A 13,134-nucleotide genomic window follows, 5' to 3' on the forward strand; every position below is an offset into this window, starting at 1 on the left:
CCCAAAAGAAAACCCTCACCGTCAGGCGGCGAGGGTTTAACTCACATGATGATACTGACTGTTGCTCACTCTTTGAAGTGATTTGCGTCACATTCAGGGAATTCCTCAATGCAGCGCATTATGTATAAATCTTAATCGTCATAGTTTATGGAAGACGAATTAGCGTCTTTTGTAAATCAGAGGATTAATAACCTGCTTTATCAATCACAAAGGTTTTGCCACAGTTGCCTGGGTGTGGTTGTGGCAAGAATGAGTTTGCAGAAAGCGGAGCGTTGATGGTGTCAGCTTTGATTGAAATCTGAATTTCAGTCAAATACGCAGGGTTACCCTGGCACGTTAGCTTAACGGCTTTCACGTTCTCTTTTCCCCAGCTTTTGGCAAAGGCGGCATCAAAATCACGGCGGCTCACTGTTTTACCGTAGTTATCCGCAAGAAATTTTCCGGTTTCGCTCTCTTTAATTTCTTGATTCAGACGTACCATCGTGCTGAAGTAAGCGTCCGGATCAAAACCAAAGCAGACGCCGTGTTTGGCATATTCGTAACGTTCCAGGCAGGAACGACCGCCAGCTCCCGGCATGACTTCATTTAGTTTAGCTGCCGTTTCCAGTGATAACCCAGTTTCCGGCGATGAACACATCCGGCTGGCGCGCGCCTCTGGTAGATTCGGGATTGGGCGAGTAGCGCAACCGAAGCGCATCCAGCGGCGTTCATCAACACCACGGGCAGCAACCGATTTAGGCAATCCTGGCCATAGACCATGTACGGTCAGAAAATCAGCTTTGTTGGTCGTTTCGGTTTGCAGGCGACATTCATCTCGTTCGTTACGATTTCGATCGTGTTGACTCTGGCAAAATCCGGTTTGCCAGGAGAGGGCCAGGACATAGCGATCAAAATCGCCATACTGTTTTGCCTGCAACGCCACGGCGTTGGCAAAAGAGAAGGGAAGCAGAGAAACCGCGAGCAACGCGGCGTTACGCCAGAATGCTTTCATAATGGGTGTGGAACTCATACATACACTGAATACTATCTATTAAATCATAAAAAAGCCCGCCAGGTGGGCTTACCTGGCGGGCGTGATGATTTATTCAGCGTTTGGCGAACGTATTAGTTCCACATGGCGAGAATCGGCCAGCCAACCAACAGCAACATAGAGATGTAAATCACCCCGAAGATTGCACCAAGTCGCCAGTAATCTTTTGATTTCACATAGCCGCAGCCATAAATAATCACCCCAGGACCGGTTGCATACGGCGTCAGACAGCCCATGATACCGATAGACAGCACCAGCAGGATACACAGTTGTTCCATTGGTACGCCCGGAATACCTTTACCGACGGCCAGAATAACCGGCAGCATGGTTGCGGTGTGCGCAGACAGGCTGGCAAACAGGTAGTGCGCAAAGTAGAACACCAGAACCAGTACAATCACCGTTGCGTTTGGTGAGAATCCTTCCAGGTGCGTACTCATGGTACCGGCGAACCAGTCAATAAAGCCAGAACGAGTCAGGCCATTAGCCATCACAACCAAAGTTGCCAGGTTGACCAGCGTGTTCCATGCGCTGTTATAGCGGGTAATGTCTTTCCACGGCACAACGTGCAGGGCCAGCATTAGCGAAACTGCCAGCAGACCTACCGCAGTAGCATTAATGACTTCACTGCCAAATACCCACAAACCTAAGCTGAGCAATACAAGGCCAATCAGCGTCCACTCTCTGCGTGTCAGCGCACCCATGGTTTTTAGTTCATCACCCGCCCAGGTTGCTACTTCTTCACTGTGTGTGATTTCCGGTTTGTAAAGCACGTAGGAAAGCCACGGCGCAATGATAAGTAAGATAACGCCAACCGGCAGGAAGCAGAGGAACCACTGCAACCAGCTAATCTGGATGCCGGCAATTTTGCTGACGAACTCCAGACCCAGCACGTTTGGTGCCGCACCGGTGACAAACATGGACGAACTCAGACTGGTACTAATGACCATCATCCACATCAAATAGCCGCCAATACGACGCGCGGACGGATCGTTCGGGAATGATTTAAACAGCGGCGGCAGGTTTTTAATGACCGGAAAAACCGTACCCCCGGTACGCGCGGTGTTGGAAGGTGTAAACGGTGCCAGCAGAATGTCGATAATGACTATCGCATAACCTAACGTCAGCGTGCGTTTGCCCATGAATTTCACCAGGAAAAAGGCAATGCGACGACCTAACCCGGAAACTTCATACCCTAATGCAAAAATAAATGCACCAAATACCAGCCATACCGTGGTGCTGGAAAAACCAGCCAGACCCCATTTCAGCGCCTGTTTTTGCGCATTAAACGCTGGGTCAGCTAATTCTTTGGCATCAAAGAGAAGGTAATTACTGCCAATAACGCAAATAGTAACCGCAATAAAACTGATCGCTGTTGCCGGAATTGGCTCGAGGATCATGCCGACAATCATTGCCACAAACACAGCGAAGTAATGCCATGCCTGCGGTGGCATACCGTCGGGGACAGGGATAAGAAACATGACGCCCATCACCACCAGTGGGGCCAATAGTTTCCATATATTATCTTTTGCTAAAGACATACGGGTTCTCCGAAAATTAATATTTCCAAATTTATCAAGTGCTTAAATAATTAAATCTGTGCTAAAAACCAGGTAAGGATCAGCAGGTCGGCACTGCCGCCTGGACTGAGATTTCGTTCGATACACTCCCTGTCGAACTGCCGGAGATAATCGAGATCGGCGGGGGTTCGGATGCCCCCTTTTTGCAATAATGTTTGCGCCTTGCGCTGTAGCCAGCGCAGGCCCCCCTCGCCACCGCGCGATGCAACGTTGGTATCGCCGTTGATCGCCATCAGTAGGAGTAAGGTATCGAGCAATGCCAGTTCAGGATCTAACCCCTGATCCAGCAGAGTGAGGTAATGCGGCAGGGCGTGGTTGATCACCAGTGGATAACCCGCTTCGGCTTCACCGCGTGCGCCGGTAAGGCCTAGCTGCTGGTACAACCGTTGACCTGCCGTCAGTTGTGGATTATTGGTACGCAGTTCGCGATCGGTCAGGCCACGGCAGAAACTTGCCGCCGTCGCACAAATGGTTATTGGCGTTACCGACTGGTTGAGTTGAAGCAAACGGCCAATTGCCGCACACAGTAGCCCTAAAGAAAAAATGCTGCCTTTATGCGTGTTTACGCCCGCAGTGGCGCGGAACATATCACCTTCGCAAGCCATACCAATTGGGCGTAATCCGTGGAGTACCGCTTCTGGTGCCATTTCAGCACTACAGGCACCAAATTCAATGAAACGGGGTAACCAGCCCTGAATCGCCAGCGCGCTGCGGAGAAAATCTTCCAGCGCCATATCTTTGTGCGCACCGCAGTTAATCCGATCCACGAGGCCTGGTTTCGGTGACAGATTGACTTCAGTCAGCATGGCGCGCCAGCCCAGCAGGGCGTACTCATCGATTAATGACGTCGCAAGCTTTGTGGTTTTAGTTGACGTTGCAGGCATCGACATCGTTCAGCAGCGCCTCCATGCGGTTGAGTAAATCGGTCAGTTGATGGGTTTTTCCACGCGCGCAAACAGCTGCGCTTTGCTCGCACAACAGGCAGCGGCGAGGCGGCAGTGAATAGTCGCGGCGGGAGAGAATTTCGCCTTCGGGTGTCAGGACATCGATATCCCATAACCGCCCGAGAGGATGACTATGTTCAAGCTCAATGGTGGCGAGCTTGAGGTCGCGAGCCGGGGCGGCAATGCTCAACATGCCCTCCGGCCCGCTGGCGGAAACCAGTGCAGCCTGCTCCTGAATTTGCCAGCCCTGTTTTGCGGCTAAGGCACGCAAGGCTGTCACGCCATGATTAAAAATTCGGCGTGTGACCTCGCTGTCTTTAATCGGCCCAGGCGCAACCACGGTAAAGGAGACCAGTGGAACAGGATGGCGCTTGAGCCAGACGTGTTGCCGTGCTTGCCTTTCATCCCGGCTGACGAGCAGCTCGGGAATTGACACCGCATGGTGGCTGGCGAGTTCAGGAAGCAGGTGCATGGCTTATTCCTTCACCTGATGCACAACATCGATCACCGAGCCATCGCGGTAACGCACAACGGCAACGACGCGGTCGGTGAATTCAATCGGCTGTGGTTCACCGGTCAGCAGACGCGCACGTTCACGCAGCCACTCAATAGAAACCACTTTGATCCCCGCTTCCTGCAGACGTTCTGCCAGTTCCGGACGTGCCGGGTTAACTGCGATACCGTGGTCTGTGACCAGAATATCGACACTGGAGCCCGGGGTGATGCAGGTCAGCACGTTATCCACCAGAGTCGGAATACGACCGCGTACCAGCGGTGCGACGATGATGGAAAGTGCAGAGGCAATCGCGGTATCGCAGTGACCACCGGAAGCGCCACGCAGTACGCCGTCAGAGCCGGTCAGCACGTTAACGTTGAACTGGGTGTCAATTTCCAGCGCGCTCAGTACCACCACGTCGAGACGATCAACCGATGCACCTTTTGAACCCCAGTTAGCGTACTGGTTGGCGCTGATTTCGATGTGATTGGGGTTACGGGCCAGCGATTGTGCAGCGTGGCTGTCAAAGCTCTGCACATCCAGCAGTTTGCGGATCAGACCTTTTTCGTGCAGATCAACCATCGTTGCGGTAATACCACCGAGGGCGAAGTCAGCGCGAATATCGCGGCTACGCATTTTGTCTTCCAGGAAACGGGTTACCGCCAGCGATGCGCCGCCGGTGCCGGTCTGCATGGAGAAACCTTCTTTGAAGTAGCCAGAGTTAACAATCACATCCGCAGCGCTACGGGCAATAAGCAGTTCGCGCGGGTTAGTGGTCATACGGGTAGCACCAGCGCCGATTTTTGCAGCATCGCCAACGCGATCAACTTTGACGATCAGATCAACCTGATCTTGCTCAATGCTTGCCGGATTATGCGGATAAGGCAGCAGTTCTTCGGTAAGCATCACGACCTGTTTTGCGTTGTCGGCATCAACCATTGCATAGCCGAGGGAGCCGCAGCAGGCTTTACCGGTGTAGCCGTTGGCATTACCGAATTCATCACAGGACGGGACGCCGAGGAAAGCCACATCAATATTCAGTTCGCCGCTCTGTACCAGATGCACACGTCCGCCGTGAGAGTGGATTTGCACCGGTTCCGCCAGCAGACCACGGGAGATTTCTTCCGCCAGTGGACCGCGCAGGCCAGAGGTATAAATGCGGGTAACCACGCCCTGGCGAATGTGTTCTACCAGCGGCGCATGGCAATCACTCAGGGAGCTGGAGGCCAGAGTCAGGTTTTTAAAGCCCATCTTCGCGATGACGTCCATCACCATATTGACGGTCAGGTCACCGCCACGGAAAGCGTGATGGAAGGAAACCGTCATGCCGTCCTGTAAACCCGAGCGACGAATCGCTTCTTCCAGGTTGGCGCACAGTTTGCGATCGCGCGCTTTTTCAGCCTGGTAGGTTTGCTTTGGCGAGTTCTGGAAAGCGGCAAGATCGCATTCAGCGCGACGATTCCAGGCCGCTACCCGTTCTTGTCGTTGAGATTGTTCAATTTTCTGCGTCATTTTGATTGCCTTATTCTTCGCGGATGCCGGAAAGTTCTGCACGGGAGAGCACCAGACGGGCGCGATCGATAACCGGACCGTCCACCATCTTGCCGTTCAGGGAAACCACGCCGAGGCCTTCGCGAGCGGCGGCTTCAGCGGCTTCTACGACGCGGCGGGCGTGATCCACTTCTTTCTGGGTCGGTGCGTAGAGGTTGTGCAGCAGATCAATCTGACGCGGGTTGATCAGCGATTTGCCGTCAAAGCCCAGCTGTTTGATATGGGCGGCTTCTTGCAGGAATCCGGCTTCGTTGTTTGCGTCAGAATAGACGGTATCGAACGCCTGAATACCCGCAGATCGCGCGGCCTGCAAAATGGAGCAGCGAGCGAACAGCAGTTCAGTTCCTTCCGGGGAGCGTTCTGTACGCAGGTTGCGCACATAGTCTTCTGCACCGAGGGCGATACCGATCAAACGCTCGGAAGCGTGAGCGATTTCCACTGCGCGGGTAATGCCCAGTGGAGATTCAATCGCCGCCAGCAAGCCGGTACTGCCGGGTTCACGACCACAGGCTTTTTCGATACGCAGGATCTCTTTTTCGATATCCAGAACATCCTGAGCGGTATCGGTTTTCGGCAGACGCACAACGTCCGCACCACCGCGAACGACGGCTTCCAGGTCGTTGACACCCCATTCGGAATCCAGCGCGTTTACACGCACAATGGTTTCAATATCGCGATACAGCGGATGTTGCAGCGCGTGGTAAACCATGCGGCGGGCGGTGTCTTTTTCACGTAATGCTACGGAGTCTTCGAGGTCAAACATCAGGGCATCAGCCGGGTAGATGAATGAGTTGCTGACCATCGCGGCATTGGCACCAGGCACAAACAACATGCTGCGGCGGGTGCGAGTTTTACGTTGTTGCAGCGAAGCGGAAATCATTGGCAATCCTCCCATGGCAGAGCCGGGATACCGCTGGTGCGTGCCAGCAGGGCTTCCAGTCGTGCACGTAAAATGCAGTCCAGTGCGCCTTTGTCATCGACATTCAGCTGTACGCCGCGCACGTTGTAGCGGGCGAGAACGTCCAGAATGGTGGTGCGAATGGCATCACCAAACTGTTTTTCAACGCTGCTGTTGATTTGCAGGTCGATATCCTGCGTATCGAGTGGGGCGATGCGTATCATCACATCCCCAGACTCAAGGGTGCCTGCAACGGCGGGCTGGTTTATTTTCATTTTTCACCTGTTTCTCATGCGGGGGTCTTTTGACGAGCTGCCGCGTCCTGGCGGGAGTGCTCAAGCAGGTTCTGCAAATAATGCAGCGTGACTGCAGGGACCAGCGGCGCGATAGCCGTGAGATCGTTTTTCGCCAGCAGTTGACGTACCCGGGAAGCGGATATCGGCATCTCCTGGTAACGCAGCCGCTCAATTTCAACCAGTTCGATGGGCGGTGCGGAGATAGTCGGCGTTTCCAGCCAGTAGCGCATATCCTGGTTGTACTGGGCGGTAACGCGACAAAAGGGTTCAGTACCGACAAAGCGGTGAGTTACACCCAGCGCGGGAGCGAGGTACTGACGGAAAATCTTCAGATCAATTTCGGTGTAACAATGGTTAATGACGCTCTGTTCTTTAATGAAGTAGCAAGGGAACGTAGCGCGGGAGATGATGTATTCGGAGCCGCGATGCACAGTCAGGCGTGGAATATCGGCGGTGCCTTTTAACACCAGATCCAGCCGGTCTTCATAGGGAAAGCGTGAAGAATCTTCTTTAACTAAAAACAGATGCAACCAGTCGCACTGTGCTGCAGCCTGTTGAATCAGATAACGGTGACCATTCGTAAAGGGATTGGCGTTCATCACAATGCAGCCAATCTTGTTCCCTGGATGACGAAATTTTTTCAGCGATTCGGCATAGCGTTTCAGTCGCGTGGCGCTGTTTTCCATCAGCACCATCACGCCGGGTACACTGGTCAGCGTGGAAAAACCGCACTGGCGGAACAGCGCCTCGTATTCGGTTTTGGTATAAATAAACAGATGCGTGCTGTGCCGCTCATAGGCGAGGTTTATCAATTCAGTGGCTAATGTCAGCGCCAGTCCTTCACCGCGAACGGATTCACTGATAGCAACGCATTTAATAATATTTCCGGCAATTCCACCGCACGCGATAAGCTTTTCATCGCGGGTTACGGTAATAAATACTTCGACTGTGGTGTCAACGCTCAAATCATTTTCATGCAGGAATTGGGCGATTTCCGCCATTTTTTTATTTTCTGAACGTTTTACACGGGTGAAAATATCATTGCCGAACATAATAAATAGTATCCTGAAGGTGCATGTTGTTATCGATTTGCAACGAATGTTGTTCGATGTTGCAAACTGATAACCTTTTATTTTCACTTGGGAGAAAGGGGGGCGATCGAGGTATATCTTTTTCTCCTTTCGCTATACATCCTAAGGAGTATTGCAGCGTGAAATTTTGATTTATTTCACATAGAGTTAGTGGTTTTTTATTTATTTAATGGTTTTAAGTTTTTTAATTAATGTAATTACGAAATGACCCGCAGGTTTAAGTGATTTAATTGATTTAATGAATAAAATTTGCCACGATTATATTTAATATCTATGTATTTTGATTCAACATTTTAATTACATCCGTCAAAGAGGCTCGGGACAACCCGCAAGGAAAACAATGTTGCAGCTTAACGAGAATAAACAGTTTGCATTTTTCCAAAGACTGGCATTTCCGCTGCGTATCTTTCTGCTGATTCTGGTGTTCTCAATATTTGTCATTGCAGCCCTGGCGCAATATTTTACGGCCAGTTTTGAGGACTATTTAACGCTTCATGTGCGCGACATGGCAATGAATCAGGCAAAAATTATTGCTTCTAATGACAGTATCATCAGCGCAGTGAAAACGCGTGACTACAAGAGGCTGGCGACCATCGCTGACAAATTACAAAGAGATACTGATTTCGATTATGTGGTGATTGGCGATCGGCACTCGATTCGTCTTTACCATCCTAATCCGGAGAAAATTGGTTATCCTATGCAGTTCACCAAACCGGGCGCGCTGGAGAAAGGGGAGAGCTACTTTATCACCGGGAAAGGGTCAATTGGCATGGCGATGCGTGCCAAAACGCCAATCTTTGATGACGATGGAAAAGTCATCGGCGTGGTGTCGATTGGCTACCTGGTGAGTAAAATCGATAGCTGGCGGGCTGAGTTTTTATTACCGATGGCTGGCGTGTTTGTCGTGCTGTTAGGGATTCTGATGTTGCTGTCGTGGTTCCTGGCCGCGCATATCCGTCGGCAAATGATGGGCATGGAGCCAAAGCAAATCGCACGCGTGGTCCGTCAGCAAGAGGCGCTGTTTAGTTCGGTTTATGAAGGGCTGATTGCAGTAGATCCGCACGGTTACATTACCGCCATCAATCGTAACGCAAGAAAGATGCTGGGGCTAAGTTCCCCCGGACGGCAATGGTTGGGTAAACCCATTGCTGAAGTGGTCAGGCCCGCCGATTTCTTTACCGAACAGATTGATGAAAAACGTCAGGATGTGGTGGCGAACTTTAACGGTCTGAGCGTTATTGCCAACCGGGAAGCTATTCGTTCTGGTGATGATTTGCTGGGGGCTATTATCAGCTTTCGTAGTAAAGACGAAATATCCACCCTCAATGCACAACTGACGCAAATTAAACAATACGTCGAGAGCCTGCGCACATTGCGACACGAGCATCTCAATTGGATGTCGACGCTCAATGGTCTGTTGCAGATGAAAGAGTATGATCGCGTGTTGGCGATGGTGCAGGGGGAGTCTCAGGCCCAGCAACAGCTTATTGATAGCCTGCGCGAGGCGTTTGCCGATCGCCAGGTGGCGGGGCTGCTTTTTGGTAAAGTGCAGCGCGCCCGCGAACTGGGGCTAAAAATGGTCATCGTCCCCGGAAGTCAGCTTTCGCAACTGCCGCCAGGACTGGACAGCACCGAGTTTGCAGCCATTGTTGGCAATTTACTTGATAACGCCTTCGAAGCCAGCCTGCGTAGCGATGAAGGAAACAAGATCGTTGAATTATTCCTCAGCGATGAAGGCGATGATGTGGTGATTGAAGTCGCCGATCAGGGCTGCGGCGTTCCAGAGTCTCTACGAGACAAAATATTTGAGCAGGGTGTCAGTACGCGTGCTGACGAGCCCGGCGAACATGGCATTGGGTTGTACTTGATTGCCAGCTACGTAACGCGCTGCGGTGGTGTTATCACTCTCGAAGATAATGATCCCTGCGGTACCTTATTTTCAATCTATATTCCGAAAGTGAAACCTAATGACAGCTCCATTAACCCTATTGATCGTTGAGGACGAAACGCCGCTGGCAGAGATGCATGCGGAATATATTCGTCACATTCCCGGATTCAGTCAGATATTACTGGCGGGAAACCTGGCGCAGGCCCGAATGATGATCGAGCGTTTTAAGCCGGGGCTAATCTTGCTCGATAACTATCTTCCTGACGGTAGAGGGATTAATTTACTGCATGAACTGGTGCAGGCGCATTATCCCGGCGACGTGGTGTTTACCACTGCAGCCAGTGATATGGAAACGGTGTCTGAAGCCGTACGTTGTGGTGTATTTGATTATCTCATTAAGCCAATTGCCTATGAACGGCTGGGGCAAACGCTAACCCGTTTCCGCCAGCGTAAACATATGCTGGAAAGTATTGATAGCGCCAGCCAGAAGCAAATCGATGAGATGTTTAATGCCTATGCTCGCGGTGAACCCAAAGACGAACTGCCGACCGGCATTGACCCCTTGACGCTAAACGCGGTGCGAAAACTGTTTAAAGAGCCTGGTGTGCAACATACGGCAGAAACGGTGGCGCAGGCACTGACTATCAGCCGCACCACTGCCAGACGTTATCTTGAATATTGCGCCAGCCGCCATCTGATTATTGCTGAAATTGTTCACGGCAAAGTTGGCAGACCGCAACGCATATACCACAGTGGGTGACATGATAAAGCCGGAGGAAGCTTGCCTCCGGCATGACTATTTACTTGCCTGTGACCGCGGCTGCCGTTCCTGGCACCATCAGCTCTGTAGCAACGATAACAATCACCAGCCCAACAAGCACCGGCACCGAGGTGCGTTTTACGACTTCAAATGGTGAGATTTTCGCCATCCCGGCAACCGCAACGACTACGCCAGAAACGGGTGACAGGGTACGACCGAGGTTTGACGCCTGCAGCATTGGGATAGTCAAATACGCCGGGTTAATGCCGGAAGAGTGCGCCAGTTTCGGGATCATCTCAACAAAGGCATAAAACGGCGCATTGCCTGAACCGGTCGTGACTGCCGCCAGCATTGTCAGGATCACCAATACCAGCATCAGGATGATGCTCGCCGAACCAAACGAAGTGGCGATAGAAATCAGACTTTGAATAAAGCCGATGGTGCTAAGCCCCTGAGCGAATACCCCAGCGGCAACCAGCAGCATCACCACGTTAGCAAACGCATCTGCCATCCCGCGATAAGCCACTTCCAGGCCCGAGAAAACTTTCTGGGTATTAAAGCTGCGGATGAACTCCAGAATGGAGGCAATCAGCATACAAATCACCAGAATAGTGATGATGTGTAATTGCGGCCCCCATTTGCCGTCAAAAATCAGCACTCCGATGATCGGCGTGAACGGCAAAATGGCATAAAACGCAGGAGCAGTGGTGGTGATTTCACTGACATCTAACATTTCATGAGAGATGTGCTCTTTTTTATCCAGATAACGTTGCCAGAAGAAGTGGGCGATCGCCATGCCGATAATTGCAGCAATTGAGATAGGCAGCGTCGTTTTGAAGGCGAAATCAATCAGCGACATTTCGGAAGCCTGCGCCGCCAGCACCACATCCCCTGAAGTCGGTGCGAGAATAATCGCCGCCGGGGAGGCACAAATAGCAGCAGCTGCACCACGGCTGATACCAACGTTTACCATCACCGGAAACAGGGTTGCCATCAGCAAAACACCCAGACCGGTTGCGGAAGAGACGGCCAGAGACATCAGACAGGCGACAAAATAGGCGGCAATCATCAGCAGGTAAGGGGAGTTAATATACTGCAATGGTTTTGACGCCAGCTTGACCACCATATCATTCGCGCCGATATGGGTCATGTAAGCGGCAAAGCCACACAGCATCATAATCATCATGCCGAGGTCGCCGCCGCGGCTCATTAGCAATATTTTAACGTATTCAACGATATCCGTGGCGCTGTAGCCTGTTGAAGCCTGGCTGGACGGTAACACTTTGTGCCCCATAATGGCACTGATAATCAGCAATAACAGGCCACCGACAAATAACACGCCGGTGGCGGAATACCCTTTAATGATGTAGCGAGCTACACCCACAATAACCACAACCCCAATAAGGAGTTCAATGAATGTCAGCATAATTTTTCCTGTCTCCAGGCCCCAAGGTAAATAATAAAAAATTCCTAAAGCTTAAGGAAAAAATATGCCCAATAAATTGGCGGTGAATGCTGATTAAAATCAAGAAAAACTGCCATTAAGACATTGAAGTTGCTGTTTTTATACATAGATAACAAAACGCATATTTAGCGGTTGGCAATTATCACATAATAATGTGTGTAAATTGATGGTGGATTGATGCAAATTTGTTAATTGCAATGGTGTTAGCTGCGGTTGTGTGCTCATAAAATAATCTACCATGAGCATGGGTTGACGATATATATTATATACTTCGTTAAGATGATTGTTGTATCTAGTTAAAAAATAAAATAATTTTTCTTTGATTGCATTTTGTCATCAAAAAAGACTTGGTTTTTCTTTTTTGACTATTCCCATCGCAGAAAACGACGCATCATCTTTAATCGATGCGCGGAAATATTTAACTTGAACAAGCGGAAATAAATAGAGCAGCTATTCAGATTATTCTTCATGTTGGGTCTATTAAGGTTATGTTAATTGTAGTTTTGCTATGCTAGTAGTAGATTTTTGATAAATGTTTTATGGTCACAAATGAACGTGAGTAAATATGTCGCTATATTTTCCTTTGTTTTTATTCAGTTAATCAGCGTTGGTAAAGTTTTAGCTAACGCAGATGAGTGGATGACAACGTTTGGAGAAAATATTACACAAACCTGGCAACAGCCTGAACATTATGATTTATATATTCCTGCCATCACCTGGCATGCTCGTTTCGCTTACGACAAAGAAAAAACCGATCGCTATAACGAGCGACCGTGGGGGGGCGGTTTTGGTCAGTCGCGTTGGGATGAAAAAGGAAACTGGCATGGCCTGTATGCCATGGCATTTAAGGACTCGTGGAACAAATGGGAACCGATTGCCGGATACGGATGGGAAAGTACCTGGCGACCGCTGGCGGATGAAAATTTTCATTTAGGACTGGGATTCACCGCTGGCGTAGCGGCACGCGATAACTGGAATTACATCCCTCTCCCGGTTCTACTGCCATTGGCCTCTGTGGGTTATGGTCCAGTGACTTTTCAGATGACCTACATTCCGGGTACCTATAACAATGGCAATGTGTACTTTGCCTGGATGCGCTTTCAGTTTTGAGACAAATGAAATTTTAGTAACTTCTTTA

Annotated in this window: 12 protein-coding genes; 3 read left to right on the forward strand and 9 right to left on the reverse strand. The window is 50.5% G+C overall.

Features of this window, described 5'->3' with window-relative positions; genetic code table 11:
- Nucleotides 1-184: 184 nt before the first annotated feature.
- From rna to citC, 8 genes are all read right to left on the reverse strand, one after another.
- Nucleotides 185-991, reverse strand: a complete 807-nt coding sequence (gene rna, locus QUE34_RS03395; protein WP_105268412.1) for a ribonuclease I — start codon at nt 989-991, stop codon at nt 185-187.
- 113 nt (nt 992-1,104) lie between these two features.
- Nucleotides 1,105-2,568: a citrate/succinate antiporter CitT gene (gene citT, locus QUE34_RS03400; RefSeq protein ID WP_105268411.1), complete on the reverse strand. Its 1,464-nt coding sequence runs from the start codon at nt 2,566-2,568 to the stop codon at nt 1,105-1,107.
- Between the two features lie 50 nt (nt 2,569-2,618).
- Nucleotides 2,619-3,497 (reverse strand): triphosphoribosyl-dephospho-CoA synthase CitG, encoded by an 879-nt coding sequence (gene citG, locus QUE34_RS03405; protein WP_103253834.1) that lies wholly within the window; start codon nt 3,495-3,497, stop codon nt 2,619-2,621.
- Nucleotides 3,472-4,023, reverse strand: coding sequence for a citrate lyase holo-[acyl-carrier protein] synthase (gene citX / locus QUE34_RS03410; protein WP_000550422.1), 552 nt, complete (start codon nt 4,021-4,023; stop codon nt 3,472-3,474). The genes citG and citX overlap by 26 nt, the downstream gene beginning before the upstream one ends.
- Nucleotides 4,024-4,026: 3 nt before the next feature.
- On the reverse strand, nt 4,027-5,559 hold the full coding sequence (citF, locus tag QUE34_RS03415) for a citrate lyase subunit alpha (protein WP_000192245.1): 1,533 nt from the start codon (nt 5,557-5,559) through the stop codon (nt 4,027-4,029).
- Between the two features lie 10 nt (nt 5,560-5,569).
- Nucleotides 5,570-6,478: a citrate (pro-3S)-lyase subunit beta gene (gene citE, locus QUE34_RS03420; RefSeq protein ID WP_000622357.1), complete on the reverse strand. Its 909-nt coding sequence runs from the start codon at nt 6,476-6,478 to the stop codon at nt 5,570-5,572.
- Nucleotides 6,475-6,771: a citrate lyase acyl carrier protein gene (gene citD, locus QUE34_RS03425; protein WP_097679080.1), complete on the reverse strand. Its 297-nt coding sequence runs from the start codon at nt 6,769-6,771 to the stop codon at nt 6,475-6,477. The genes citE and citD overlap by 4 nt, the downstream gene beginning before the upstream one ends.
- Before the next feature lie 14 nt (nt 6,772-6,785).
- Nucleotides 6,786-7,844, reverse strand: a complete 1,059-nt coding sequence (gene citC / locus QUE34_RS03430) for a [citrate (pro-3S)-lyase] ligase (protein WP_000467705.1) — start codon at nt 7,842-7,844, stop codon at nt 6,786-6,788.
- 379 nt (nt 7,845-8,223) lie between these two features.
- On the opposite strand from citC, the gene dpiB reads away from it, so the two are divergent.
- Nucleotides 8,224-9,882 carry a sensor histidine kinase DpiB gene (gene dpiB, locus QUE34_RS03435; protein ID WP_001305557.1) on the forward strand — a complete coding sequence of 553 codons (1,659 nt, stop codon included), beginning with the start codon at nt 8,224-8,226 and terminating at the stop codon, nt 9,880-9,882.
- A complete protein-coding gene (dpiA, locus tag QUE34_RS03440; protein WP_000126500.1) occupies nt 9,851-10,531 on the forward strand; it encodes a two-component response regulator DpiA in 681 nt (226 codons plus the stop codon). Before dpiB ends, dpiA begins: the two co-directional genes overlap by 32 nt.
- Nucleotides 10,532-10,571: 40 nt before the next feature.
- Here the strand turns inward: dpiA and dcuC are convergent, their stop codons facing one another.
- Nucleotides 10,572-11,957, reverse strand: a complete 1,386-nt coding sequence (gene dcuC, locus QUE34_RS03445; protein ID WP_000955057.1) for an anaerobic C4-dicarboxylate transporter DcuC — start codon at nt 11,955-11,957, stop codon at nt 10,572-10,574.
- A 588-nt stretch (nt 11,958-12,545) separates the two neighbouring features.
- Between dcuC and pagP the strand changes: the two genes are divergently transcribed.
- Nucleotides 12,546-13,106 (forward strand): lipid IV(A) palmitoyltransferase PagP, encoded by a 561-nt coding sequence (pagP, locus tag QUE34_RS03450; protein WP_105268410.1) that lies wholly within the window; start codon nt 12,546-12,548, stop codon nt 13,104-13,106.
- Nucleotides 13,107-13,134: the final 28 nt, after the last annotated feature.

It is taken from the genome of Escherichia sp. KS167_9B, assembly GCF_030295215.1.
In the GTDB taxonomy this organism is placed as follows: Bacteria; Pseudomonadota; Gammaproteobacteria; order Enterobacterales; family Enterobacteriaceae; genus Escherichia; species Escherichia coli_F.